The sequence below is a fragment of the Morganella sp. B601 genome (assembly GCF_051172335.1).
GTDB lineage: Bacteria > Pseudomonadota > Gammaproteobacteria > Enterobacterales > Enterobacteriaceae > Morganella > Morganella morganii.
Genome location: NZ_JBPIZE010000002.1, coordinates 143,595 through 170,575, shown reverse-complemented (window position 1 = coordinate 170,575; position 26,981 = coordinate 143,595). Strand labels below are relative to the sequence as shown.

General features: G+C 51.5%; 25 protein-coding genes. 9 read left to right on the top strand and 16 right to left on the bottom strand.

The window, feature by feature from the left end; all coding sequences use genetic code 11:
• Positions 1-5: 5 nt before the first annotated feature.
• The 4 genes from ACSBQN_RS05500 to zwf form a co-directional block, all read right to left on the bottom strand.
• Positions 6-1,205 (bottom strand): PfkB family carbohydrate kinase, encoded by a 1,200-nt coding sequence (locus ACSBQN_RS05500; RefSeq protein ID WP_024472978.1) that lies wholly within the window; start codon positions 1,203-1,205, stop codon positions 6-8.
• 329 nt (positions 1,206-1,534) lie between these two features.
• Entirely contained in the window at positions 1,535-1,867 is a 333-nt protein-coding gene (mdtI, locus tag ACSBQN_RS05495; protein WP_004237484.1) for a multidrug/spermidine efflux SMR transporter subunit MdtI, read from the bottom strand.
• Between the two features lies 1 nt (position 1,868).
• Positions 1,869-2,258, bottom strand: a complete 390-nt coding sequence (mdtJ, locus tag ACSBQN_RS05490) for a multidrug/spermidine efflux SMR transporter subunit MdtJ (protein WP_004237482.1) — start codon at positions 2,256-2,258, stop codon at positions 1,869-1,871.
• Between the two features lie 508 nt (positions 2,259-2,766).
• Positions 2,767-4,242 (bottom strand): glucose-6-phosphate dehydrogenase, encoded by a 1,476-nt coding sequence (gene zwf, locus ACSBQN_RS05485; RefSeq protein WP_004237480.1) that lies wholly within the window; start codon positions 4,240-4,242, stop codon positions 2,767-2,769.
• 330 nt (positions 4,243-4,572) lie between these two features.
• Between zwf and ACSBQN_RS05480 the strand changes: the two genes are divergently transcribed.
• Both ACSBQN_RS05480 and pyk read left to right on the top strand, forming a co-directional pair.
• Positions 4,573-5,421: a MurR/RpiR family transcriptional regulator gene (locus ACSBQN_RS05480; RefSeq protein ID WP_004237479.1), complete on the top strand. Its 849-nt coding sequence runs from the start codon at positions 4,573-4,575 to the stop codon at positions 5,419-5,421.
• Positions 5,422-5,673: 252 nt separating this feature from the next.
• Positions 5,674-7,116 carry a pyruvate kinase gene (gene pyk, locus ACSBQN_RS05475; RefSeq protein ID WP_004239443.1) on the top strand — a complete coding sequence of 481 codons (1,443 nt, stop codon included), beginning with the start codon at positions 5,674-5,676 and terminating at the stop codon, positions 7,114-7,116.
• Positions 7,117-7,178: 62 nt separating this feature from the next.
• Here the strand turns inward: pyk and lpxM are convergent, their stop codons facing one another.
• The 3 genes from lpxM to znuA form a co-directional block, all read right to left on the bottom strand.
• Positions 7,179-8,159 (bottom strand): lauroyl-Kdo(2)-lipid IV(A) myristoyltransferase, encoded by a 981-nt coding sequence (lpxM, locus tag ACSBQN_RS05470; protein WP_024472976.1) that lies wholly within the window; start codon positions 8,157-8,159, stop codon positions 7,179-7,181.
• A 157-nt stretch (positions 8,160-8,316) separates the two neighbouring features.
• Positions 8,317-9,693 carry a murein DD-endopeptidase MepM gene (gene mepM, locus ACSBQN_RS05465; RefSeq protein WP_214177240.1) on the bottom strand — a complete coding sequence of 459 codons (1,377 nt, stop codon included), beginning with the start codon at positions 9,691-9,693 and terminating at the stop codon, positions 8,317-8,319.
• 22 nt (positions 9,694-9,715) lie between these two features.
• Positions 9,716-10,630, bottom strand: coding sequence for a zinc ABC transporter substrate-binding protein ZnuA (gene znuA, locus ACSBQN_RS05460; protein WP_024472974.1), 915 nt, complete (start codon positions 10,628-10,630; stop codon positions 9,716-9,718).
• 76 nt (positions 10,631-10,706) lie between these two features.
• Between znuA and znuC the strand changes: the two genes are divergently transcribed.
• Positions 10,707-11,516: a zinc ABC transporter ATP-binding protein ZnuC gene (gene znuC / locus ACSBQN_RS05455; RefSeq protein WP_024472973.1), complete on the top strand. Its 810-nt coding sequence runs from the start codon at positions 10,707-10,709 to the stop codon at positions 11,514-11,516.
• Positions 11,509-12,294, top strand: a complete 786-nt coding sequence (znuB, locus tag ACSBQN_RS05450; protein ID WP_004237290.1) for a zinc ABC transporter permease subunit ZnuB — start codon at positions 11,509-11,511, stop codon at positions 12,292-12,294. The genes znuC and znuB overlap by 8 nt, the downstream gene beginning before the upstream one ends.
• Before the next feature lie 61 nt (positions 12,295-12,355).
• Here the strand turns inward: znuB and ACSBQN_RS05445 are convergent, their stop codons facing one another.
• The 7 genes from ACSBQN_RS05445 to aspS form a co-directional block, all read right to left on the bottom strand.
• A complete protein-coding gene (locus ACSBQN_RS05445; protein WP_004239447.1) occupies positions 12,356-13,108 on the bottom strand; it encodes a glutamine amidotransferase-related protein in 753 nt (250 codons plus the stop codon).
• Between the two features lie 199 nt (positions 13,109-13,307).
• Positions 13,308-14,318 (bottom strand): Holliday junction branch migration DNA helicase RuvB, encoded by a 1,011-nt coding sequence (ruvB, locus tag ACSBQN_RS05440; protein WP_004237292.1) that lies wholly within the window; start codon positions 14,316-14,318, stop codon positions 13,308-13,310.
• A 37-nt stretch (positions 14,319-14,355) separates the two neighbouring features.
• Entirely contained in the window at positions 14,356-14,970 is a 615-nt protein-coding gene (ruvA, locus tag ACSBQN_RS05435; RefSeq protein ID WP_024472972.1) for a Holliday junction branch migration protein RuvA, read from the bottom strand.
• 99 nt (positions 14,971-15,069) lie between these two features.
• Positions 15,070-15,594, bottom strand: coding sequence for a crossover junction endodeoxyribonuclease RuvC (ruvC, locus tag ACSBQN_RS05430; protein ID WP_004237294.1), 525 nt, complete (start codon positions 15,592-15,594; stop codon positions 15,070-15,072).
• 89 nt (positions 15,595-15,683) lie between these two features.
• On the bottom strand, positions 15,684-16,427 hold the full coding sequence (locus tag ACSBQN_RS05425) for a YebC/PmpR family DNA-binding transcriptional regulator (protein WP_004237295.1): 744 nt from the start codon (positions 16,425-16,427) through the stop codon (positions 15,684-15,686).
• A 51-nt stretch (positions 16,428-16,478) separates the two neighbouring features.
• Positions 16,479-16,931, bottom strand: a complete 453-nt coding sequence (nudB, locus tag ACSBQN_RS05420; protein WP_004237296.1) for a dihydroneopterin triphosphate diphosphatase — start codon at positions 16,929-16,931, stop codon at positions 16,479-16,481.
• Positions 16,932-16,936: 5 nt separating this feature from the next.
• Entirely contained in the window at positions 16,937-18,706 is a 1,770-nt protein-coding gene (aspS, locus tag ACSBQN_RS05415) for an aspartate--tRNA ligase (RefSeq protein ID WP_015422679.1), read from the bottom strand.
• 257 nt (positions 18,707-18,963) lie between these two features.
• Between aspS and ACSBQN_RS05410 the strand changes: the two genes are divergently transcribed.
• The 4 genes from ACSBQN_RS05410 (at position 18,964) to ACSBQN_RS05395 (ending at position 23,491) form a co-directional block, all read left to right on the top strand.
• Positions 18,964-19,362, top strand: a complete 399-nt coding sequence (locus ACSBQN_RS05410) for an MAPEG family protein (RefSeq protein WP_004239452.1) — start codon at positions 18,964-18,966, stop codon at positions 19,360-19,362.
• A gap of 84 nt (positions 19,363-19,446) precedes the next feature.
• The gene (gene cmoA / locus ACSBQN_RS05405) at positions 19,447-20,211 is read left to right on the top strand and encodes a carboxy-S-adenosyl-L-methionine synthase CmoA (RefSeq protein WP_214167926.1); all 765 of its coding nucleotides are present in this window, start codon (positions 19,447-19,449) and stop codon (positions 20,209-20,211) included.
• On the top strand, positions 20,204-21,178 hold the full coding sequence (gene cmoB, locus ACSBQN_RS05400; RefSeq protein ID WP_004239455.1) for a tRNA 5-methoxyuridine(34)/uridine 5-oxyacetic acid(34) synthase CmoB: 975 nt from the start codon (positions 20,204-20,206) through the stop codon (positions 21,176-21,178). The genes cmoA and cmoB overlap by 8 nt, the downstream gene beginning before the upstream one ends.
• Before the next feature lie 126 nt (positions 21,179-21,304).
• On the top strand, positions 21,305-23,491 hold the full coding sequence (locus tag ACSBQN_RS05395; RefSeq protein WP_434991630.1) for a glycoside hydrolase: 2,187 nt from the start codon (positions 21,305-21,307) through the stop codon (positions 23,489-23,491).
• 56 nt (positions 23,492-23,547) lie between these two features.
• Here ACSBQN_RS05395 and cutC read toward each other — a convergent pair whose 3' ends face one another.
• Positions 23,548-24,300 carry a copper homeostasis protein CutC gene (gene cutC / locus ACSBQN_RS05390; RefSeq protein WP_024472969.1) on the bottom strand — a complete coding sequence of 251 codons (753 nt, stop codon included), beginning with the start codon at positions 24,298-24,300 and terminating at the stop codon, positions 23,548-23,550.
• A gap of 161 nt (positions 24,301-24,461) precedes the next feature.
• Positions 24,462-25,016, bottom strand: a complete 555-nt coding sequence (locus tag ACSBQN_RS05385; protein WP_024472968.1) for a VOC family protein — start codon at positions 25,014-25,016, stop codon at positions 24,462-24,464.
• A gap of 168 nt (positions 25,017-25,184) precedes the next feature.
• Between ACSBQN_RS05385 and argS the strand changes: the two genes are divergently transcribed.
• Complete coding sequence (gene argS / locus ACSBQN_RS05380) at positions 25,185-26,915, top strand: arginine--tRNA ligase (RefSeq protein WP_024472967.1); 1,731 nt, start codon at positions 25,185-25,187, stop codon at positions 26,913-26,915.
• Positions 26,916-26,981 lie beyond the last annotated feature (66 nt).

The following is a 26,981-nucleotide window of genomic DNA, read 5'->3' as shown; positions in this document are numbered from 1 at the left end:
TTCTCTTACATACAATCCTTTTTCAGTCTGATCCCGACGCTGTTTGCGGATGGCATGGATGATGCCCCTTTTTTCTCAACCGCCAGTGATGCATAGGCAACCGCAAATTTAATGGCTTCATCCATACTTCTGCCTTCCACCAGCCCGGCCGCCAGTGAGCCCGTAAAAGCATCACCGGCCCCGCTGGTATCTACCACTGATGCATTAATGGCGCTGTAATGCTTCATCGTTGTGCCGTTAAAATAAAGCGCTCCGTTGTCACCGAGTGTCATGACGATTTCTTTCACACCCAGGCGGTGTATTACTCTGATAGCCTGTTCTGCAGAATGAAGATCACTGATTTTAATATCTGAAATAAGCTCCGCTTCTGTTCCGTTGGGTGTTAATAAATCTACTGAAGACAAATGAGACATAATATTTTCTGAGTAAGGTGCCGGATTAAGAATCACATAGCATCCGCACATCTTTGCTATATCAATAGTAAAACGGGTAATATCAATATTATTCTCCAGCTGAGTAAGAAACACCTTCGCAGACTTGATATTATTAATATCTGATAGTATTTCTGCTTTCGTTATCGTGGCATTGGCACCCTGATCGATAATAATACTATTATTTCCTGTAAGACTTTCAACCATCACCAGTGCACTGCCGGTTTTTACACTAATATCCTTAATCAGGGTATATGAGCCTGTTTTGGTGGTACTGAAATATTTTTCCGCATCGGCACCGAATGAATCATCACCGACCTTAACAAAAAGATGCACACGGCTGTTTATTTCTGATGCAGCAGCAGCCTGATTTGCCCCCTTTCCTCCAGGATAAAAACCCGTTGATATTGCTCTGATTGTCTCTCCGACAGACGGAAACCGTTCAACTTCAGTCACCACATCCAGATTAAATGATCCGAGGATGTATAATAAACATTTATCTTCGTGTCTTTTTTCTCTGGTTTTTTTTACATCTTCAATATTAAAAGCCCTGGTTTCGTTAATTGTCCGTTTTATTACATCTCCTGCCTCAATTTTCTGTAATTTAACACCGCCGTGAAATTTAACTGCCACACCTGATAATTGTAATTCATCGATATAGCGTCTTATTGTTCTTTCGGATACATGCAGCAGTGCACTGAGTTCTTTTACATAAATAACGTTATTTTTAATTAATCGCTCCCTGATAAATGCAAGACTGTTTTTTTTCTTCATACAGTTCCTCATTTTTCTAAGATTAGTGTTTTTTCCCGTTTATTCTGCCTGAATCGTCACGTTTCCTGTCCGGATTCGGACAATTTGCTGTCCGGTTTTATCATCAGCAAATTATTTAACCGGAAAATAAATAATAAAACGGAAATTAATCTGTATGATTGGTCAGATGATGTGTGATACGTGTTTATACGTATTTATCAGTATGAACGAAGATGACCGGAAAGGAAGGTTATTTGTGAGTGGCATAAAAAAATCCGGAAATAACACAGTATTTCCGGATTCTGATATTACACAGGATCAGCACGCTGATCCTTCACTGCCGGTGACAATCAGGCAAACTTAATCATCACCATACCCAGCAGAAGCAGAATAATCCCGCTCCAGCCTTTATAATTGAGGCGCTGGTTAAACAGGATCCAGCCTGCGGCAACTGTTGCCACAATACCGAATGCTCCCCACAATGCATACGCAACGGAAAGCTCGATACCGCGGACTGCCAGTGCCAGACAACTGAACGCCCCCAATACCGCCAGCAGCGATAAAATACCCAGCCACAGACGTTTAAAGCCGTTTGACATTTTCAGCAGGATATTCGCCAGAATCTCCAGTACCACGGCCAGCAGTAAAAATGCACCGTGCCACCATTCAAATGTCGATAACATATTACGCCCCTTTCAGCATCTCATTCAGTGGCGCACGAACCGGTTTGGCAGCAGGCTGCTTTTTCTGCACTTTTTTGGTGCCGTATTTAATCAGGGTGATACCCGCGATTAATAGTGCCAGACCGCCCAGTTTCAGCGGTGACAGCGATTCATGGAACCACATCACACTAAACGTGGTGATGATCAGGATCCCGATCCCTTCCCACAGCGCATAAGCCACCCCGAGGGCCACTTTTTTCACTGCCATGGATAATAAAATATAAGAAGAGGCAATCATGATATACATCACAATCATCCCCGCACTGTCACCGGAGACACTCGCGTATTTCATCGACAATGTACCGATCACCTCGGTAATAATGGCTAAGCCTAAAAACATCCAGTAAATCATAGTTATTTCTCCTGATGGACAACGCATACAGGTTCACGGCGCAAAACAGACTGTTTGCGTGAACGGGTGCGTTTATCGCGAAACGAAAACGTTAAATGTAACGATGTGACCAAAAACGCAGGCGCGTTTGGTTCGTCAGACGAAAAGAGAAATAGCTATAACTCGCCGTACCAGTAGTGTTCGCTTGATACGATAGCGGAAAGGAAAAGTACATGGGTAGAACGTCGGATTTTAATCCTGCTACTACTGTCGCTTTGCATGATGTCTTATTCTTTTGTCTGTCCCCGGACAGGGTGACAACAATGAAAGAATCCTCCGGTTATTAATATTCATATTATTTTTAGCACAAGTAACGCAGTTCAGCAATGCTGCGATGAATTATTTTTCAGTAAATAATTTTATTTTTTAGACAGTTATAAAAAATGACCACCTTCTTATTCAGAAGATGGTCATAATTACGCAAATATTGAACCGGTTAACTACCTTTACTGATACCGCAGATGGATAATTATTCCACTTCGTTCCAGGCATGGCCGTCACGGGCCATCATGGCGATAGAAGCTATCGGCCCCCAGCTGCCTGCCTGATACGGTTTTGGCGGTTCATTATCCATTGCCCAGGCGTGCATAATTGAATCCACCCATTTCCAGGCTTCCTCCACTTCATCACGGCGGACAAACAGTGCCTGAATACCGCGCATGGCTTCCAGCAGCAGACGTTCATACGCATCCGCAATATGTGTCTGGTTGAACGTTTCCGAGAAACTCAGATCCAGCTTGGTGGTTTGCAGACGGTGTTTATGATCCAGCCCCGGCGCTTTGTTCAGCACTTCAATATCAATACCTTCGTCCGGCTGCAGACGGATAGTCAGTTTATTCGGCGGCAGATGCTGATAGGTTTCATTGAAGATATTCAGGGACGGCTGTTTGAAATAGACCACCACTTCCGAACATTTCGACGGCATCCGTTTCCCGGTACGCAGATAGAACGGCACACCAGACCAGCGCCAGTCGTCGATATCCGCACGGATAGCGACAAAGGTTTCGGTCTGACTGACGGTATTCGCACCCTCTTCATCCAGATAACCCGGCACTTTTTCGCCGTGAACAAACCCGGCGGTATATTGCCCGCGTACGGTTTTTTCACGGACATTCGTGATATCAATGGTCCGCAGTGAGCGCAGTACTTTTACTTTCTCATCACGGATACGGTCACTGGTCAGGTCATCCGGTGGTGACATCGCAATCATGGTCAGGATTTGCAGCAGATGACTTTGCACCATGTCACGCATCTGCCCGGCTTTATCAAAGTAACCCCAGCGCCCTTCAATCCCCACTTCTTCCGCCACCGTGATCTGGACGTGGTCGATGGTACGGTTATCCCAGTTATTCACAAACAGGGAATTGGCAAAACGCAGCGCCAGCAGGTTCAGTACCGTTTCTTTGCCGAGATAATGGTCGATGCGGTAAATCTGGCTCTCTTTAAAATATTTCGCCACTTCGGTATTGATCGCCTGTGATGAGGCCAGATCATTACCCAGTGGTTTTTCCATCACCACACGGCTCGGCTCTTTATTCAGATGCGCTTCGCCCAACCCTTTGCACATGGCGCTGAATGTACCCGGCGGCATCGCGAAATAGTAAACAGCGGTATTTTTGTTTTCCGCAATAATATTGGCGAGACTTTTGAAATGAGAGGTCTCATTCACATCGAGGTTACAAAACAGCAGACGGGCACTGAATCGTTCCCAGAGCACCGGATCCAGTTGCTCGTTGAGGAACGTATTGAACGCATCCTCAACAAATTTCTGATACTCCTCACGGGACCAGTCCGCACGGCCTGCCCCGATAATCCGCGTTTCCGGATGAATATTACCGGCTTTTTCCAGCTGATATAAAGACGGGAGTAACTTGCGGCGTGCGAGGTCGCCTTTGGTACCGAAAATGACTAAATCACAGGCGGGAACCGTTGCTGTCAGCGCCATAGAAAACCTCTCCTCGTGGCTGTGGAATTGTAATTTTGTTACAGAGATAACGAATAATGTACTCGTTTGCGCCCGGCCAGTAAACATAAATGCGGGTTACCGCACATTCTGACAGGTCTCTGTCGCCGGTCTTTCTGTGTGCTGTTTTGTAATTTAATTACTTTTTTGATGCAAACTTACTAAAATGAAAATCAGACACAGCTCAAACTTTCAAAAAAAAGCCGGATCCGGGGGGATTTCCCCTCTCCTTTGCCCGGGCTTACGTAGTATATTTTCAAAAAATGAGAGTGGCCGGTGTGTCACACAGATCAATATAAAAGGCACAGTGGCATGAATATTTTAGACCGTCTCCGTAACAGTCTGGATTACCTGAGTAAATCGGAAAAAAAAGTTGCAGAGACGATCCTCGGTGCACCGCAGATAGCCATTCATTCCAGTATCGCCACACTCGCCAAAATGGCGGATGTCAGCGAACCAACCGTTAACCGGTTCTGCCGCCGTCTGGACACCAAAGGTTTTCCGGATTTCAAACTGCTGCTGGCGCAAAGCCTGGCAAACGGCACCCCGTATGTCAGCCGCAATGTGGATGAAAATGATTCCGTTGAGGCATACACCGGCAAAATCTTTGAGTCTGCCATGGCTGGACTGGACGCAGTCAGAAGCACCCTCGATATGCTGACCATCAACCGCGCCGTGGATTGCCTGACACAAGCCCGGAAAATCGCCTTTTTCGGCCTGGGTGCTTCTGCGGCGGTCGCCCATGACGCGATGAATAAATTCTTCCGTTTCAATATCCCGGTGATTTATTCCGACGATGTGGTGATGCAGCGCATGAGTTGTATCAACAGCACCGAAGGTGATGTGGTGGTTTTAATTTCCCACACCGGCCGGACAAAAAACCTGGTTGAAATCGCCCGTATCGCCCGTGAAAATGATGCCACAGTGCTCGCCATCACCTCCGAGAACTCGCCGCTCGCGGCGGAAGCCTCTCTCACCATCATTCTTAATGTGCCGGAAGACACCGATATTTATATGCCGATGATCTCCCGTCTGGCACAGCTGACGATTATTGATGTCCTCGCCACCGGTTTTACCCTGCGCCGCGGCCCCAAATTCCGCGATAACCTGCGCCGGGTAAAAGAAGCCCTGAAAGACTCCCGAATCGATAAACTCCGTTGATTTTTAACCATTTGTGTCAATTTGACACATTTCCTGCTGCCGGGTGTAATGACCATCACGAATTAGTAATATAACCGATGGTAGGATAACGTCTGACTCACTGTTTTGCGTTTGCTGACTCGATTTTTATTTTAAATACGCGATAATCAGACAGGAGTGAATCGATTTTACACTTTCCTGCCGGGAGCGATTTTCCCGGCGGGGAGTTTTTATCAACACCATTTCACCTTATTCAGGTCAACGGAGTAATTTATGTCAATACGCCTCAGAAGAACGAAAATCGTAACGACCCTGGGCCCCGCCACCGATCGCGATAACAACCTTGAAAAAATCATCCGTGCCGGTGCCAATGTGGTTCGTATGAACTTTTCTCACGGCAGCCCGGACGACCACGTTGAACGTGCGAATAAAGTTCGTGAAATCGCTGCCCGCCTCGGCGTGCAGGTGGCTATCCTGGGTGATCTCCAGGGGCCGAAAATCCGTGTGTCCACCTTTAAAGACAATAAAGTTCTGCTGAATGTCGGCGATAAATTTATTCTGGATGCGGAACTGGGCAAAGGCGAAGGCACCAGTGAGCACGTCGGGATCGACTATAAAAAACTGCCGGAAGATGTGGTGACGGATGACATTCTGTTACTCGATGATGGCCGTGTGCAGTTGAAAGTGCTGGATGTCAAAGGCACTAAAATCATGACCGAAGTGACTGTCGGTGGTTTGCTTTCTAATAATAAAGGTATCAACAAACTCGGCGGCGGGTTATCTGCTGATGCGCTGACAGAAAAAGATAAAGAAGATATCAAAACCGCAGCCCGTATTAATGTTGATTACCTTGCTGTCTCCTTCCCGCGCAGCGCGGAAGATCTGCACTATGCCCGCCGTCTCGCCCGTGACGCCGGTTGTGAGGCAATGATTGTCTCCAAAGTCGAACGCGCCGAAGCGGTCGCCACTGATCAGGTGATGGATGAAATCATTCTCGCATCCGATGTGGTAATGGTCGCACGTGGTGACCTCGGTGTTGAAATCGGCGATCCGGAGCTGGTCGGCGTCCAGAAAAAGCTGATTCGTCGCAGCCGTCAACTGAATCGTGTCGTGATCACAGCAACCCAGATGATGGAATCCATGATCACTAACCCGATGCCGACCCGTGCGGAAGTGATGGACGTGGCAAACGCCGTGCTTGATGGTACCGATGCAGTAATGCTCTCTGCAGAAACCGCTGCTGGCCAGTATCCGGCGGAAACCGTGGAAGCAATGGCGCGGGTTTGCCTGGGTGCGGAGAAAATGCCGAATGTGAATATCTCCAAACACCGTCTGGATATGACCTTCGACAATCCTGAAGAAGCAATCGCGATGTCCACCATGTACGCGGCAAACCACCTCAACGGCGTGAAAGCGATTATTGCCATGACCGAATCCGGTCGTACCGCGCGTATGATGTCCCGCATCAGCTCCGGCCTGCCGATCTTCGCCATGTCCCGCCATGAAAAAACCCTGAATCAGTGCTCACTGTACCGTGGTGTCACCCCGGTATTCTGCAGCACCCACACCGATGGCCTGGCCGCAGTCACCGAAGCTATCAGCCGCCTGAAAGAAAAAGGCTATCTGTGCACCGGCGACCTGGTCATGGTCACCCAGGGCGACCAGATGGGCCTGGTCGGCAGCACCAATACCAGCCGTATTCTTGAAGTGAAGTGATTTTCTTCAGATAAAAATGAAACCGCCTGTCGGATGACGGGCGGTTTTTTTTATGCCCCGTCTCAGGGCAATTCTTTGTGTTTATAGATTTTATACGGCTCTTCTTCGCCGTCTTTGCGGGTTTTCAGCAGTTTCAGAATCCAGGTGTATTGTTCGATATTCGGCCGCACCAGGGCTTCCACTTCTTCGTTCATGCGGCGGGCGATATACGGGTCATCCTGACCGTCAATGTCATCCATCGGCGGGCGGACGTGAATATGGAACTGGTGATTTTTATGATCGTACACCGGAAACAGCGGGACAATCGCCGCTTTGCACACTTTCATCAGCCGCCCGATAGCAGGGAGTGTGGCTTTATAGGTGCTGAAAAACGGCACAAACTCACTGTGCTCTTCGCCGTGATCCTGGTCCGGCAGATAATATCCACTGAAACCATTACGCACACTGGCAATGAACGGTTTGATACCGGCCTCGCGGGAGTGCAGACGTCCGCCGAAGTGAACCCGGGCTTTATTCCACAGGTAATCCGCCACCGGGTTTTTCTGGTGATGGAACATGCCCGCCACTTTATTTCCCTGCGCGGCAAACAACATCGCCGGTAAATCAATCGCCCAGCCGTGCGGCACCATAAAGATGATATTGCGCCCTTCTGCCTGTAACGCGTCAATAATGTCCTGCCCGTGAACCTGCGTGCGGGAAATCACCCGCTGCGGATTGCGAAGGCACAATTCCGCCAGCATCACAAAGGCGTGCGGTGCACTGGCAAACATTTCATCTGTGATCCTTTCCCGCTCCGCTTTCGGCATATCCGGGAAACAGTAATACAGATTGATTAGCGCCCGGCGGCGTCCGCCTTTGGCAAAACGCCCGGCAATCCGGCCCGCACCGGCCAGCATCGGGTCACGTAATTTAACCGGCAGGTAGCTCAGACCGGCCAGTGCGCCTGCCGCAACCCACATGCCCCAGTATTTCGGGTGCAGGTAATGGCGGTGAAATGTCGGGATATAGCCCGCTTTGCTGTCTGTATCGTTTTCTTTATACACAGAGGGATACCCGTATTAAATTAAGCTTATTTATCATGATATTATAAATACCGTGATCTATTATTATTGATTATCTGAAATCAGAAGTACATTAAAATTCTGTACACTGAGAATGCGGCAGGCGGGTGTCTGTGCACCCGCCGCCGGAATGAGAGGATTAATCAAGTGTCAGCTGTGGCCGGTACTGTTTGACCAGTGCCAGATAGCCGGTACGGTCTTTGCCGGTCAGCCCGCCGGAACGCGGCAGTTTTGCTGTCAGCGGGTTCACCGCCTGTTGTCCGTTCCAGACTTCAAAGTGCAGATGCGGACCGGTAGAGCGCCCGGTATTACCGGATAACCCGACTTTATCACCGCGTTTGACTTTCTGGCCCGGTTTAACCAGCAGTTTACGCATGTGCATATAACGGGTGGTGAACTGACGACCGTGACGGATTGCCACAAAGTTGCCCGCCGCACCACTGAATTTCGCCACAACCACTTCCCCGTCGCCGACTGCCAGCACCGGTGTGCCGACCGGCATCGCGAAATCCACCCCTTTATGCGGGGCAACACGCCCGGTGACCGGGTTTACACGGCGCGGGTTAAAGTGTGAGGAAACACGGAATTGTCTGGTGGTCGGGAAACGCAGGAAACCGCGCTCCAGTCCGTCGCCTTTGGCATCATAAAAACGGCCGTCTTCGGCGCGGAATGCATAATAATCACGTCCGTTAGTATGCAGACGCACCGCCAGCATCTGGCTCTGTTCCTGTTTGCCGTCCAGCATTTCACGGGAGGTCAGTACCGTGAAGCGATCGCCGTTTTTCACTTTACGGACATCCACCTGCCACTGTAACGCTTTGGAAATATCACGCACTTCGCTGCGGGTCAATCCCGCTTTTGATGCACTGGCATTCAGGCTGCCGCTGACTTTGCCGGTCAGGCGTTTAGTCTGCCATTCACCTTCGCGCATCTCTTTGGTTTCTTTGAATCCGTTGCCGCTGCGGACATAGGTACGGGTTTCACGGCGGTTCACCACCCAGCTCAGGGATTTCAGTTCGCCGTCGTCATTCAGTTCCCAGGCGAGGGTCTGGCCGATTTGCAGGTTACGCAACCCTTTGTACTGATTGGATAATAAAGCCACATCAGAGGAATCTATCCCGTACTGTGTCAGGATAGCAGATAGGCTGTCGCCACTGGCAACAGTGTATTCAAGTGATGTCGGGATAACGGTGTCAGTCGGGGAGGCTTCGTCGATATCATCAGACTCTTTGGCAAGGCCTTCATCCGGCAGTTGGTCACTGCTGTCGGTGATAATATCGTCAGTGTTGGTATCAGTATCCGTGCCGGTTCCTGCCTGCGTGCCGGAGGTGTCAGCAGGTGGCGCAAAATCAGTTTCAATATATTGTTCGTTATCAGCATTCCGCTCATGATATACAGCAAACGGGTGCCAGACAGCGACACCCAGTGTTGCGGCAGTTAACATCCCCAGCATCATGCGATGCGCTTTGGGTAACTGGTTGTATACCAGAACGGCGGATTTTGCCAGTTGCTGCAATTGCACGCGTTCTGTTCCTTATTTATTGCTCCAGGCAGGATGCGTACTGTGCTGATAACCGTGACAGGAAGTTGGTATAACCGTCCCGATCCACTGCAATTCCGCTGCCCAGCGGGTCAAGGACGCCCATCTTCGCGTTCGTCCCTTTGGCCACCGCTTTAATGACTGCCGGCCTGAACTGCGGCTCAGCAAACACACACAAGGCGTTTTGCTCAGCCAGCTTTAATTTGATGTTATTGAGTGTCTGCGCACCCGGCTGAATTTCAGGGTTGACCGTAAAATGCCCGGAAGGCGAAAGGTCAAAACGTTTTTCAAAATAACCATAGGCGTCATGAAAAACAAAATACCCGCGTGTTTTTACCGGTGCCAGCTGCTGAGCAATATTCTTCTCAGTTTCAGTAAGTTGTCCATTGAATTTACGCAGGTTTACGTCCAGCACAGATTTTTTATCCGGATAACTCACCAGAAGTTTATTATACACTGCCTGAGCGGTCTGCCGGGCAATATCCGGCGACATCCACAGGTGCATATTGTACTCACCGTGGTGGTGATGCCCGTCCTCATCATGGTCATCATCTTCATCATTTTTCAGCAGAAAAGGTTTAACAGACTCAAGTTCGCTGATAACGATCTGTTTTTGCTCCGGAACAGCTGAAAGCGGCTTTTGCAGGAAGGTTTCCAGCTCCGGCCCGACCCAGACGACCAAATCCGCTGAACGGATTTTTTTCAGATCAGACGGTTTGAGTGCATAATCATGCGGCGAAGCACCATCCGGCAGTAAAATCTGTGTGTCCGTGACGCCATCTGCAACCGCAGCGGCGATTAACCCGACAGGACGTACTGATGTTAACACATCTGCGCTGGCGGTTTGTGCGGTCAGACTCAAAAATGTGGCAATAAACGCTGTTTTTATTCCGTGCCGTGACTGGTGCTGCATAATGGAAACTCCGTGACATGATTGCGATAATGTTATATTATAACGTTTCATTCATTCTGCAAGATAATAATTTGTCATGTCAACACTTATCGCGGTAAATGATGTTTCTGTCGCTTTTGGTGCCAATACGGTACTCGAGGACATTTCATTTACATTATCCCCCGGGAAAATCATCACCCTTCTCGGGCCGAACGGCGCGGGGAAATCGACCATTGTCCGCGTGGTACTCGGCCTTACCGAACCGACGTCCGGCACCGTCACCCGCACACCGGGTCTGACTGTCGGCTATGTTCCGCAAAAACTCTATCTCGACCCGACAATGCCGCTGACGGTGGCCCGTTTTCTGCGTCTGAAGCGCGGTGTCAGCAAGGGCGAGTGTCTCGCGGCACTGGAGCGCGTCAATGCCGCACATCTGACCGGAAAACCGATGCAACGGCTTTCCGGCGGGGAGATGCAGCGGGTGCTGCTGGCCCGTGCCCTGCTCGCCCGGCCGCAGCTGCTGGTGCTGGATGAGCCGACTCAGGGTGTGGATGTCAACGGCCAGGTTGCGCTGTATGACCTGATTACCCGGCTGCGCGATGAACTGAACTGCGCGGTACTGATGGTTTCTCACGACCTGCATCTGGTAATGGCAAAAACCGATACTGTGCTGTGTATCAACCGGCATATCTGCTGCTCCGGCGAGCCGGATGTGGTGGCCGCCCATCCTGAGTTTACCGCCATGTTCGGTACCCGGGCCGCCACACAGATCGGCGTGTACCGTCATCATCATAATCACAGCCATGAAAACGGCAGTGCAGTGTTATCCCCTTCTGCCCCCTGCTGCGGGAATCACGCCCCGGCAGATGCCTCTGTAAAATCCGCCCCGGAGTGCCGCCATGATTGAATTATTGTTACCGGGCTGGCTCGCCGGAATTTTACTGGCGATCGCGGCCGGTCCGCTCGGCTCCTTTGTGGTCTGGCGGCGGATGTCCTATTTCGGAGATACGCTGGCGCATGCTTCACTGCTCGGGGTCGCCTTTGGCCTGCTGCTGAATGTCAGTCCGTTTTATGCCGTGATTGCCGTGACACTGATTCTGGCTATGCTGCTGGTCTGGCTTGAACGCCGTCCGCAACTGGCGGTAGATACTCTGCTGGGTATTATGGCGCACAGTGCGCTGTCTCTCGGTCTGGTGGTGGTCAGTCTGATGTCGAATGTGCGGGTGGATCTGATGGCGTATCTGTTCGGTGACCTGCTCTCAGTGACCTATGAAGATTTGCTGCCGATTGCCGTGGGTGTGACTATCGTGACCGGCTTGCTGATGTGGCAGTGGCGTAATCTGCTCTCTCTGACCATCAGCCCGGAACTGGCGTTTGTTGACGGTATCAATCCGGGCAGACTGCGGATGATGCTGATGCTGGTCACCGCACTGACCATCGGCCTTGCCATGAAATTTGTCGGAGCGCTGATTATCACCTCTCTGCTGATTATTCCTGCCGCCGCTGCCCGCCGTTTTGCGCGGACACCGGAACAGATGGCTGCGGGTGCTGTTGTCACCGGGATGATTTCCATCACCGGCGGATTAACCTTCTCCGCTTTTTATGACACTCCGGCGGGTCCGTCTGTTGTGCTGTGCGCCGCCTGCTGCTTTATTCTCAGCCTGCTGGTAAAACCACGCAATTAATTGTATATACAGTAAAAAGCCCTGATTTTCAGGGCTTTTTACTTCCGGTCATACCGCGTTATTACGCTGTTTCTGATTTTGTCCGCACTTTCGGTTTCACCGGATTCACACTCAGCACCAGCTTGTCGAGAAATGTGATCAGTTTTTCATTCATTTCACTGTAGCTGTGTCTGCGGATAGCACCTGGTGTATCAACAAAACGGAATCCGGCGGCAGATTTCAGATCATTTTCGCCGTTGAGGATCAGGTATTCCACCACATCGCGGGTCAGTTCCATATGGCACTGGAAGCCGTAAACGCGTTTGGTGTATTCAATAATCTGACGCGGACAACCGGCGCTGAAAGCGATAATCTGCGCACCTTCGGTTAATCCCGGCATATCGTAATGCCAGTGGCCCACACCCAGCGAATCGCCGAAATGAGAAAACAGCCGGCTGCGTTTTCCGGCGTTGGTCATATGAATGGTGAATTTGCCGAACTCTTTCTCCGGACTTTGTGTATACGGCGCGCCTAATGCTTCACCGATAAGCTGTGCCCCGAGGCAGACCCCGATGACAACTTTATTTGAATTGATGGCATCGGCGATAAACGCCTGCTCTTTTTTGGAATCAAAATAAGGGCATTGCGCCGTGGTGGTTTCCGGGTTTTGCGGCCCGCCCATCACAATCAGGAAATCAATTCCGCTGATGCTGTCAGGTAACTTGTCACCTTCATACAGACGGGTGAACGTGACATCGTAATTGTTCTTCCTTGCCCAATATTCGTAAGCGCCCGGTGCTTCAAAATAGTCATGAATGATAAAATGAACACGCATAGTCAGTTCCTTTTCCCTTTAACGAAATCCTCCTTTTTACATTACAGGGTTCAGACGATGCATGCCAATTTTTAAATGTCGAAAAACAACCAATTACAGAGATATCCTCCCGGATTAATCCCCAAAAAAGCCATTTAATTATTACATGGGCAAAATGGTAAACATATTATGTTTACCATAAGGTTTGATGTCCGGGTTCTTAATCGTTTCCGCTGTGATCAATACCAAAGTGACGATAGGCATGTGCGGTAGCAAGGCGTCCGCGCGGTGTCCGCTGAATAAAGCCCTGCTGGATTAAGAAAGGCTCGATAACATCCTCAATGGTTTCCCGCTCTTCGCCGATGGCGGCAGCCAGGTTATCCAGCCCGACCGGGCCGCCCATAAATTTATCAATAATGGTGACCAGCAACTTACGATCCAGGTAATCAAACCCGGCGGAATCCACATTCAGCATATCCAGAGCCTGACCGGCAATCAGCCCGTCAATACCGCCGTCACCTTTCACCTGGGCAAAATCCCGCACACGGCGCAGCAAACGGTTGGTGATACGTGGTGTGCCGCGTGAGCGCATGGCAATCTGCCGGGCACCGTCATCCGAGATATCCAGCCCCATATAGCGGGCACTGCGGCTGACAATATGCTGCAAGTCGTCCGTATTATAAAATTCCAGCCGCTGTACGATCCCGAAACGGTCCCGCAGCGGTGATGTCAGAGAGCCTGCACGGGTGGTGGCACCGATCAGGGTAAACGGCGGCAGGTCGATTTTAATGGAACGGGCAGCCGGCCCTTCCCCGATCATGATATCCAGTTGGTAATCTTCCATCGCCGGATAGAGAATTTCTTCCACTACCGGAGAAAGGCGGTGGATTTCATCGATAAACAGCACATCGTGGGGTTCGAGGTTGGTCAGCATGGCCGCCAGATCACCGGCTTTTTCCAGCACCGGCCCGGAGGTAGTGCGCAGATTAACACCCATTTCATTGGCGACAATATTCGCCAGTGTGGTTTTCCCGAGCCCCGGCGGGCCGAAAATCAGCAGATGGTCAAGTGCATCCCCGCGCTGACGGGCAGCCTCGATAAAGATTTCCATCTGTGAACAGACCTGCGGCTGACCCACATATTCCGCCAGTAATTTCGGCCGGATAGCGCGATCCACCACCTCATCATCCGGCAGCGTTTCCGCCGTAATCAGTCTGTCAGCTTCAATCATGACCTGTCACCCCGTTGTGTCATCATCGTTTTTATTATTACAGCGCGGCGCGCAGTGCTTCGCGGATCAGTGTTTCGCTGTCTGAACCGGCTTTGGAGACTTTCGCTATCATGCGGCTGGCTTCCTGCGGTTTATAGCCCAGGGAAATCAGTGCCTCAATGGCTTCAGATTCCGCATCAGCCTGGCTGTTACCCGACTGCTGACTGGCCGGGAGCGACATTTCCGCATCACGGAACAGGTCGCCGTTAAGCCCTTTGAAGCGGTCTTTCATTTCCACGACCAGACGCTCGGCAGTTTTCTTGCCCACGCCCGGCAGTTTGATTAGCTGTGCCACTGCACCCTGCTCAATCGCCGCCACAAACTGCTGCGCAGACATACCTGAAAGGATCGCCAGTGCCAGTTTCGGCCCGACACCGTTCACTTTGATTAATTCACGGAACAGTGCGCGTTCCTGCTTATCATTAAAGCCGTACAGTAACTGTGCATCTTCCCGCACAATAAACTGGGTGAACAGAATGGCTTCCTGACCGGCATCCGGCAATTCATAGAAACAGGTCATCGGCATATGAACTTCATAGCCCACACCATTGGTTTCCAGTAATACGACAGGCGGCTGTTTTTCCAGCACAATACCTCTTAAGCGACCGATCACGCGCGTCTCCTTTATGATTGCGGCAGAGCCTGTTTATAGCATAAAAAAAGCTGGACGTATATCCAGCCATCAGAAAATCCCGGGTATCTGCGACACCGGTTACTCTTTCAGCCGTCCGCGTGCCATCACCAAGCGTGGTTGCCCCATCTGCACCAGATTCTGGTTAAAGTGACAGTGAGTGATAGCAATCGCCAGCGCATCCGCCGCATCTGCCTGCGGTGCCGCCGAGAGTTTCAGTATCGAGCGCACCATATGCTGTACCTGGGCTTTTTCCGCCGCCCCGGTACCGGTGACCGTTTGTTTCACCTGGCGCGCCGCGTATTCAAATACCGGCAGATTATTATTCACCGCTGCCAGAATCGCCACCCCACGGGCCTGTCCCAGCTTCAAGGCAGAATCAGCATTTTTGGCCATAAAGACCTGTTCGATAGCAAAACAATCCGGCTGATACTGGGTGATGATTTCACTGACACCGGCGTAAATTTTGCCCAGACGGGACGGGAGATCATCCACCTGTGTACGGATACAGCCGCTGCCGATATACAGCAAACGCCGTCCCTGCTGGCGGATAACACCATATCCGGTCACCCGCGAGCCGGGGTCAATACCGAGAATAATTGCCATAGGAGGACCGTATTGTCACAACAGGAAAAAAGGACGAAAACAGAGGGATGCGCACAGCGGCGCATCCTCTGCGGAGTGAGTGACGGAAATTACAGCAGCGCTGCAACTTCGTCTGAGATATCGCCGTTGTGGTAGACTTCCTGCACATCGTCAGAGTCTTCCAGCATATCGATAAGGCGCATCAGTTTTGGTGCGGTTTCCGCATCCAGATCCGCTTTGGTGGACGGGATCATCGATACTTCGGCAGATTCAGCTTTGAAACCGGCTGCATCCATCGCGTCTTTGACATCACCCAGAATTTCCCAGGCGGTGTAAACGTCGATAGCGCCGTCGTCAAAGGTTTCAACGTCTTCAGCACCGGCTTCGAGCGCCGCATCCATCACCGCATCCTCATCCAGACCCGGTGCATAGGAAATGATACCTTTGCGGGTAAACAGATAAGCGACGGAGCCATCGGTTCCCAGATTGCCGCCGGTTTTGGTGAACGCGTGGCGCACATCAGAAACCGTACGTTTACGGTTATCCGTCAGACATTCCACCATCACAGCAGTACCGCCCGGGCCGTAACCTTCGTATACGATGGATTCCATGTTATCGTTTTCATCATTACCCGCTCCGCGTGCAATCGCACGGTTCAGGGTATCGCGGGTCATGTTGTTTGCTAACGCTTTATCCACTGCCGCACGCAGACGTGGGTTAGATGCAGGATCAGGACCACCAATGCGCGACGCCGTGACTAATTCACGAATGATTTTCGTGAAAATTTTACCGCGCTTCGCATCTTGCGCGGCCTTGCGGTGTTTGGTGTTGGCCCATTTACTATGACCTGCCATTCTCTAATCTCCAGATTAAGTCTTACGACGTTCATTCATTTAAATCCGCTGTCACTGCGGAAGAACACACTGACGAACGAATTCTTCAATTGCTTCCCCGTTACTGGGTGAGATAGTTTTCGCGGCGGCATCCGCTGCCGGTAACCACTCATACGCCAGATGCTCCGTTAAGGGAACCGCTTTCAGCGCGGGTAAGCATAACACAAACCAGTGTTCCGTATTGTGCGTCACGTCCGGTGCATACCGGTGACGGAAATGCGGAAAAATGGTATAGCGGACGGTGCGCTGACAATCCGTCAGCCGCAGTCCCTCCGCAAGGATATCAATACCGGTTTCTTCTTTTACTTCCCGCAATGCGGCATCGCGGGGAGTTTCTCCCGGTTCCAGACTGCCGGTGACGGACTGCCAGAAAGCAGGATCGTCACGGCGCTGTAACATGAGAACACGCCCCGTTTCCTGCTCACAGATAACCACCAGCACAGATTCAGGGCGTTTAAAAGCCATCAGATTCAGTCACTCTCTTTCTGAGTTACTGCAATCGCCAGCTCTTTCAGAGCATCGTCATTCGCGAAGCTCGGTGCATCTGTCATCAGACAGGCGGCAGCCGTGGTTTTCGGGAACGCGATAACGTCACGGATGTTTTCGGTACCGGTCAGCAGCATCACCAGACGGTCAAGACCAAAGGCCAGACCCGCATGAGGTGGTGTGCCGTATTGTAACGCATCGAGCAGGAAGCCGAATTTGCGGCGCTGTTCTTCCGGGGTGATCCCGAGGATGCCGAATACTGTCTGCTGCATTTCATTACGGTGGATACGGACAGAGCCGCCGCCCACTTCGTAGCCGTTGATAACCATATCGTAGGCATTTGCGATCGCGTCTTCCGGCGCGTTTTTCAGCTCTTCCGGTGACATATCACGCGGAGAGGTGAACGGATGGTGCATCGCGGTCAGACCACCTTCACCGTCGTCTTCAAACATCGGGAAGTCGATCACCCACAGCGGACGCCAGCTGTTCAGGTCGGTCAGGTTCAGGTCACGGCCGGTTTTCAGACGCAGCGCGCCCATTGCATCGGTTACGGTGCCTTTCGCGCCCGCGCCGAAGAAAATAATGTCGCCGGTCTGTGCGTCAGTGCGCTCCAGAATGGCTTCAACGGTTTCTGCGGTCAGGAATTTGGCGACAGGAGACTGAACACCCTCAATACCGGCAGAGCGGTCGTTCACTTTCATCCATGCCAGGCCTTTCGCGCCGTAGATGCCGACAAATTTGCCGTATTCATCAATCTGTTTACGGGTCATTTCCGCGCCGCCGGTGACACACAGTGCCACAACACGGCCTTTCGGATCATTTGCCGCATCAGCAAATACAGAGAACTCAGAATCTTTCACCAGGTCGGCGATATCTGTCAGTTCCAGCGGGTTACGTAAATCCGGTTTATCAGAACCGAAGCGGCGCATTGCTTCCGCAAATGTCATCACCGGGAAATCACCCAGTTCAACATTGATGATTTCATTCCACAGTGAGCGGATCATACGCTCCATGGTCGCACGGACCTGGTCCGCAGTCATGAAAGAGGTTTCCACATCGATCTGAGTGAATTCCGGCTGACGGTCAGCACGTAAATCTTCATCACGGAAACATTTGACAATCTGATAGTAACGGTCAAAACCGGACATCATCAGAAGCTGTTTGAACAGCTGCGGAGACTGCGGCAGTGCGTAGAATTTGCCTTTGTGGACACGGCTCGGCACCAGGTAGTCACGGGCACCTTCCGGTGTGGCTTTGGTCAGCATCGGGGTTTCGATATCGAGGAACCCTTCGGTATCCATAAAGCGGCGGACAAACCCGGTGATGCGTGCGCGGGTTTTCAGGCGGTTCGCCATTTCGCTGCGGCGCAGGTCAAGATAGCGGTATTTCAGACGCATCTCTTCGGTGTTTTCGTGGTTGCTGTCAAGCGGTAACGGCTCGGAGCGGTTAAAAATGGTCAGGCCATCTGCATGCACTTCCACACTGCCGGTCGCCATCTCTTTATTAATTTGATTTTCAGGTCGCGCGCGGACAGTTCCGGTAATCTGAATACAGAATTCATTCCGTAATTCAGAGGCTTTGGCAAATGCTTCTTTTTGGTCGGGATCGAAGAAAACCTGAACGATGCCTTCACGGTCACGCATATCGATAAAAATCAAACCCCCGAGATCACGACGACGGTTTACCCAACCACTAAGGGTTACTTTTTGATCGATGTGAGCACTGTTGAGCTGCCCACAATAATTAGTACGCATACGATATCCTTTTGTCCGCTATTGTGCGTTTCTGCAAAATTTTGGCATGGTTCTTTATGAAGAAATGTCAAAAAGGCGATCATTATAGTGGAAAATTCCTGATGAGATAAGTGCAAACAGCACATCTGCCGCAGAGAATTTAGCCACTAATTGATAATTTTCAAATAATTCAGTATGCATTAATATTAAGGATTGTGTTACCCGCTGCTTTGAGGTTTATCATTCTTTTGCTGTTTCAATTGGCCATGGAGTAAAAAATGGTTAGTTCCCTTTATATTGTACTGGGTGCGCTGTTAATCATTAAACTGTCACTCGATGTGATTAAACTGCGGACACTTTACCGCGTCGCTTATGGTGACGGCGGATTTTACGAGTTACAGACGGCGATTCGTGTGCAGGGTAATGCGGTTGAGTATATCCCCGTTGCACTCCTGCTGTTACTGGTGATGGAGCAGAACGGCGCCCAGGTGTGGATGGTCCATGTCTGCGGGGTTATTCTGATTGCCGGCCGGCTGTTTCACTCTTACGGATTAAAACACCGCGAGAACCGCTGGCGGCGTACCGGGATGGCGGCCACCTTCACCGCCATGATCCTGATGGTGCTGGCGAATATCTGGTATCTGCCGTGGCAGCAGATTTTTTCACCGTACATGTAACCGCTCACGCCGGGACATAACACTTTCTGCGCCGGGTCACCTCTGTTAGAATGCGCGCATCTTTTTGTATTGCAGATCTGTGTTATGTCCAAAGAAATTCCGAATCTGCCGCAGGATACTCTGTTCGCGGCACCGATTGCCCGTCTTGGTGACTGGACGTTTGATGAGAAAGTCGCGGATGTGTTTCCCGATATGATCAAACGCTCAATTCCGGGCTACTCCAATATTATTGCCATGATTGGCATGCTGGCCGGCCGTTTTGTCACGCCCGGCAGTCAGGTTTATGATCTCGGCTGTTCCCGTGCTGCCGCCACCCTGTCCATCCGCCCGAATATCGCGGATAAACCCGGCTGCCGGATCATCGCGGTGGATAATTCCGCTCCGATGGTGGAACACGCCCGCCGCCATGTGGAAAGTTATAAATCCCCGGTACCGGTTGAGGTCACCGAAGGCGATATCCGCCATATTGCGATTGAGAATGCCTCGATGGTGGTTCTCAATTTTACCCTGCAATTTCTGGCACCGGATGACCGCACCGCACTGCTGAAAAAAATCTATCAGGGCCTGCTGCCGGGCGGCGTGCTGGTGTTATCGGAAAAATTCAGTTTTGAGGATGAGCAGATCGGCGATTTGCTGTTCAGCATGCACCACGATTTCAAACGCGCCAACGGCTACAGCGAGCTGGAAATCAGCCAGAAACGCACCATGCTGGAAGATGTCATGCTGACCGACAGTGTGGAAACCCACAAATCACGGCTGAAAGCGGTCGGTTTTGAACATTGCGAAGTTTGGTTCCAGTGCTTTAACTTCGGGTCATTACTGGCAGTGAAAGAGAATAACCATGATTGATTTCGGCAATTTTTATCAGTTAATTGCAAAAAATGAGCGTCTGAGTCACTGGCTGGAAACACTGCCCGCGCAGATTGCGAAATGGAATAAAGAGTCCCTGCACGGCTACTATCCGGGCTGGGTAAAAACCATTGAAAATCTGCCGGACATGACCCCGGACATTCTCGATCTGAAAACCGGGGTTACCGCACAGCGCACACAACCGCTGACGGACGGGGAAACCCGCCGTATCAATAACATTCTGCGCAACCTGATGCCGTGGCGTAAAGGCCCGTTCTCTCTCTATGGCGTGGAGATTGATACCGAATGGCGCTCCGATCTGAAGTGGGATCGCGTTCTGCCGCATCTGTCCCCGCTTGCCGGGCGCACCATTCTGGATGTCGGCTGCGGCAGCGGTTATCACATGTGGCGCATGGCAGGTGAAGGCGCAGAACTGGTAGTCGGTGTCGATCCGACCCAGCTTTTCCTCTGCCAGTTTGAAGCCGTACGCAAGCTGCTCGGCAATGACCAGCGCGTGCACCTGCTGCCGCTGGGTATTCAGGAACTGCCTGCACTTCAGGCTTTTGATACCGTGTTCTCCATGGGTGTGCTTTATCACCGCCGCTCCCCGCTCGACCACCTCTGGCAGCTGAAAGATCAGCTGGTCTCCGGCGGCGAACTGGTACTGGAAAGTATTGTTGTTGAGGGTGATGAACATCAGTGTCTGATCCCGGGTGAACGCTACGCGCAGATGAGTAACGTTTACTTTATTCCGTCAGCCAAAATGCTGGCAGTCTGGCTGGAAAAATGCGGATTCACCAATATCCGGATCGCAGATGAATCTGTTACCACCACAGATGAGCAGCGCCGTACGGAGTGGATGATCAATGAATCTCTCGCGGATTTCCTCAATCCTGACGACCCGTCACTGACAGTTGAAGGCTATCCGGCACCGCGCCGTGCGGTGCTGATCGCCGAAAAACCATAGTCATCAGTAATACGTATATACCCTGTCATTTGCAGGGTATATACCTCCGAAAAACTGACTGTTCTCTCTCCGGGGATTCGGCTACCCTGCCAGTCATATTATGACGAATAAAGGCCACTCCGGATCATGAAATATCGCCTGTCCGCACTGTATCTTCCGCTTCTGTTGTCTACCTCTGCGGCTTCTGCCGCTGTGTTAACGGATAATAATCATCAGGTTTTTATCGACCCGGAAACACTGCGCATAGCAGTGGCGGATACCACTGTCAGCCGGGGAACAGAAAAACAGCCGGTCAGTGATTTAACAGAATATCCCCGCCGTGTCAGCTGGTTCTGGCCGGACAGGGATATGAATGTCACCGCTGTCCTGAATGGTACCGACCTGATCCTGACATTCACCACCAATCAGCCGCAGAATTTTCAGTGGTTCACCCTGCCGGATAACACCGTTTCCGCCCTCTATATGCCGCTGGGCGAAGGTCGTCATATTCCGCTGAATAATGAACAGTGGCGTCACTATATGGTCACTGAACAGGACAATATCGATACCAATCAGGATTTGCAGTTACCGCTCTGGAGTCAGCAGCAGGATCGGGTCTACAGCTGGGTATTACTCAGTCCGTTCCATAACCGTCTGCACTTTGAGGAGAAACAGCAGCGCCTGCAGATGAGCGCGGTACATCAGTTTAACCGCTTTAATCAGCAGCAGCCGTTTACCGTTCTTCTGCACACCGGTGATACCCCGCTGGACGGTGCACTGCGCTACCGCCGCTGGCTGCAGGATAATAAACAGTTCACATCACTGGAAGAAAAATTTGCACAGATCCCGGACGGCAAAAAGCTGATCGGTGCCACCCATGTCTATTTATGGGGAAAAAGTATCATCGATCAGCAGGATATCACCGACTGGCCGGGGCTGGTGCGTTATCTGCAATCCCCTGCCGGTAACGGGTTATGGCAGGCAATGGAGCCTCAGAGCCGTGATGCTTTTGCTGCTCTGAACGGCAAAACGCCGGAAAAATGGCAACAGCCGTTTCTGGCCGATGCTCTCAACCAGGCGCTGAAGAAAGTCACACCACTGAGCCGCACCCCGGATGACAGTGACTTTATGGCTGCACAGCAAACACAGGCACAGGCGATCCGTTCTGCCGTAAAACAGCAGCTGAGCCCGTTCCTGGCACCGGAAGCCAATTGGGGTCAGGGGTTATCGCTTCCTCTTTTAACCGCACTGACCGGGGCAAAACTGGATAAACTCTGGCTGGGCACCGATAACTGGACAGCCACCTGGTACCAGCCGCAGGCGGTCAGCTACGCCAAAGAGCACGGTTATCTTATCGCCAGCTATGATTCCTACGACACCGCCATTCCGGCAGGCAAAAATACGGAATGGCTGACGGCACAGATCCCGTCAGAATTACGCGAAAAATGCGCGATTGTGACCGAAACAGGCAGAAAACTGCCGGGATTTGGCGGGGATGGTTATTACCTGAATCCGGGCTGCATGCAGGATTTTTCAGAAAAACGCATGACTGAACTGGTACAGCTGACCGGCATCAACAGTCTGTTTCTTGACGTGGACGGCACCGGCATGGTGTCTGATGATTATAATCCGGCATCACCAACAAGTGCGGATGCTATGGCGGCAGCGAGAAACAACCGCTTACGTTCGGTAGCGGAAAACATCCGTATCCCGCTGGGTTCGGAAGACGGTAATGCCGTGACCGCGCAATATCTGATGTTTGCCCACGGTACCGAAACCCGCGGCTTCGGCTGGAGTGATGCGGATATTCACCGCAACAAACAGTCCCCTTACTATCTGGGAGCCTGGTGGCCGGAAAATGAACCGGCGATCTTTTTTAAACCGGGGAAACTGAAAGATATCTACCTGACCACGGAATTTGATCCGCGCTGGCGGCTGCCGCTGTATCAGGCTGTATTTCATGATGCGGTGATCACCACTCATCACTGGACGCTGGATAATCTGAAATTCCCGGAAGCTGCCACCACACGGGAACTGCTGAGCCAGTTGTATAACACACCGCCGCTCTATAACCTCAGCCGTAATACGGTACAGAAGCGTCTTCCGGTGATGATAAAGTCGGACAGTATTTTCCGCCCGCTGCATCAGCAGTTATGGAATAAAGCCCTGACCGGCTTCCGCTGGCTGGACAGTGACGGCCTGGTACAACAGACACAGTTCAGTGACGGCTCTGTCATCGCCGTAAATTTTGCTGACCATGCCATTGCCGGTTATCCGCCGCGTTCACTCAGTGCGATACCAGCAGAGGGAAAGCCCGTTAACGCTGCTTTCTGACAGCAAAACGCCCTCATAACCGAGGGCGTTTTCGGTTTAACCGGATGTGAACCGGATCAGTGCACGACCATACTGTGCAGATCCAGAACCCCTTTCATCGCCTCGACGGTGTCCCCGTCCACACAGGTATGGGAAAACTCATCGGCTTCACTGTCACTGCCCATCGCCACTCCGACTTTGCGGTAGCGCATGGTGGACGGCTTGGTTTTGGATGCTGAGCTGTGCACTTCCTGAAGACCGATATCGAGGAACTTCTGAATATTCGCCAGCCGCACACCGGCACCGGCCATAATCACCGGCCCTCTGCTGGCTTCCTGTAACTCTTTGAGCAGCGGCAGCCCCAGCTCCGCACTCAGCTGCTGGCCGGATGTCAGAATACGGCTCACATCCAGGTCGGTCAGCTGCTGTAATGCCAGCATCGGATTCGCACACATATCAAAGGCTCTGTGGAAAGTGACCGCCATGTCGCCCGACAGTTTACACAGCATCTTCATCCGCGGCAGATCAACATGCCCGTCCTCATCCAGAATACCGGTGACCACCCCGGGAAAACCCAGGTCGCGGATTTTGGCGATATCATTCTTCATGACCGCAAATTCCGAGGCTGTATAGCAAAAGTCACCGCTGCGCGGACGGAGGATCGGGTGAACCGGGATCCGCAGCCGGTCGATAGTCTGTTTCAGCATGCCCCAGCTCGGGGTCAGCCCGCCCTCTGACGGCGCGGCACACAGTTCAATCCGGTCAGCGCCGGCTTTTTCCGCAGTGAGGGCACATTCCACGCTGTAACAACAAATTTCCAGTTTCGCCATTGATTAGCCTCATCACTTAATTTCGCAGGTAAATATCTCTCGTAAACGATTCAGTCATCCTGATATACACTATTACATATAATTTAGATTAATGAATTGTTAAATATCACAAGATGCGAAATATCCGGCCGATTCGCACAGGGAAATGTCAGAATTGCAGGTTACCGCTCACTTTCGACAATCTCCTGCAATGTAAACGGATGAAACTTGATGGTGATATTTTCCCGGCTGACAGCCAGTGTCGGGTTCAGCAACCGCTCCTGTTCGCCGCGCGGATGGCTGGCTTTTGTCACTACCCCGGCCGGTAACGGCGACGGCAGCAATGCGGCAGCCCGCTCTGTCAGGGTCTGCGGGTCACCCGGTAACACCAGTTCGATATGTTCCCAGCCCTGGTGTGCATACTGTTTACCTTTCGGGAACGGCAGTTCCACCACCGGAATCTGCCAGTGCAGCAGTGTCAGCGGCTCATGCAGTAAAAACAGATAAATCGGGCGGCCGTTAATCTGATTATCCGATAACACGGTGCCGCATTCGCGGAATCCGGCCAGCCACTGTTCCGCCAGTGCCGTATCGTGAGCCCGCAGTGAGATGTGATCTGCCTGATAGTGCGTGAGATCAAGCTGCAAATCCGCCGCAAACTGCTGTATTTTTCCGGCAAACACCGGCAGCTCTGCCATCAGACCGGCAAGGGATGCTGTCTGTACTCTGTTTTCCATTATGATCCCCTGTGAGAATTCATCTGCAAAGGCGCAGATAGTAGCATGAGACCCCGTTTTTGTGGTATAAAACCAGCCAAATTTCACGACAACATCCCGCCCGGACGAGCCCGCTCCTCCGCCGCTGTTTCCGGGGTGTCATTTTGTTCTTTAAATTAAGGTAAACCGGTGAATATTCAGGCAATTCTTTCAGATAAGATCCAACAGGCTCTTATCAGCGCAGGGGCACCACTTGATTGTGATGCTATCGTTAAGCAGTCCGCCAAAGCGCAGTTTGGTGATTACCAGGCCAATGGTGTGATGGCTGCCGCGAAAAAAATGGGTATGCCGCCCCGACAGCTCGCTGAGAAAGTGATTGAACTGCTGGATCTTGACGGAATTGCGGAAAAAACGGAAATCGCCGGTCCCGGTTTTATCAATATTTTCCTCTCCCCTGACTGGCTGACCGCTCAGCTGGAAACCGCGCTGGCTGACGACAAACTGGGCCTGACCCCGGTTGAGCCGATGACCATCGCCATCGACTATTCCGCCCCGAACGTGGCCAAACAGATGCACGTCGGCCATCTGCGCTCCACCATCATCGGTGATGCGGCAGCACGTACCCAGGAGTATCTGGGCCATAAAGTGATCCGCTGTAACCACGTCGGTGACTGGGGAACACAGTTCGGCATGCTTATCGCATATCTTGAAAAAATGCAGAATGAAGATGCCGGGGATATGGCACTGGCCGACCTGGAAGCCTTCTACCGCGAAGCGAAAAAGCATTACGATGAAGACGAAGTATTTGCTGAGCGCGCACGCGGCTATGTGGTCAAATTACAGGGTGGTGATGAATACTGCCGTACCATGTGGCGTAAGCTGGTGGATATCACCATGCAGCAGAACCAGGAAACCTATAACCGTCTGAATGTCACCCTGACCGAAGATGATGTCATGGGTGAAAGCCTGTACAACGACATGCTGCCGGGCATTGTCAGTGATCTGCTGAACCGCGGTATCGCCGAAGAGAGCGAAGGCGCGATTGTCGTCTATCTTGATGAATTCAAAAACAAAGAAGGTGAGCCGATGGGGGTTATTATCCGCAAGAAAGATGGCGGATATCTCTACACCACCACCGATATCGCCTGTGCGAAATACCGTCATGACGTACTGCATGCCGACCGTGTTCTCTATTACATTGATTCCCGTCAGCACCAGCATCTGATGCAGGCATGGACGATTGTCCGCAAAGCCGGTTATATCCCGGAGAGCATGACACTGGAACACCACATGTTCGGTATGATGCTCGGCAAAGACGGAAAACCGTTCAAAACCCGCGCAGGCGGCACTATCCGCCTGTCCGATCTGCTGGATGAAGCCGTTGAACGCGCGGAGAAACTGATCCGCGAGAAAAACAGCGATATGCCGGAAGATGAGCTGAAACAGCTGGCGGAAGTCGTCGGTATCGGCGCAGTGAAATACGCGGATCTGTCAAAAAGCCGTACCACCGACTATATCTTCGACTGGGACAACATGCTGGCCTTTGAAGGTAACACCGCACCGTATATGCAGTATGCCTATACCCGTGTGGCATCCGTCTTCAAACGTGCGGATATTGATGCGGACAGCCTGACACAACCTATTATCCTGACTGACGACCGCGAACGCCAGCTGGCAGCACGTCTGTTACAGTTTGAAGAAACCATTACTGCTGTTGCCCGTGAAGGTCTGCCGCATATGATGTGCAGCTACCTGTACGACCTGGCGGGTCTGTTCTCCGGTTTCTACGAGCATTGCCCGATTCTGGCAGCGGAAAGCGAAGAACTGCGCCAGAGCCGTCTGAAACTGGCACTTCTGACACAGAAAACCCTGAAAGCCGGTCTGGATACCCTGGGTATCGGTACTGTCGAGAAAATGTAATCCCGGCGTTACCGGCGATTATTTCTGCAAAAAAGGAACCTCATGGTTCCTTTTTTATTATCTTCT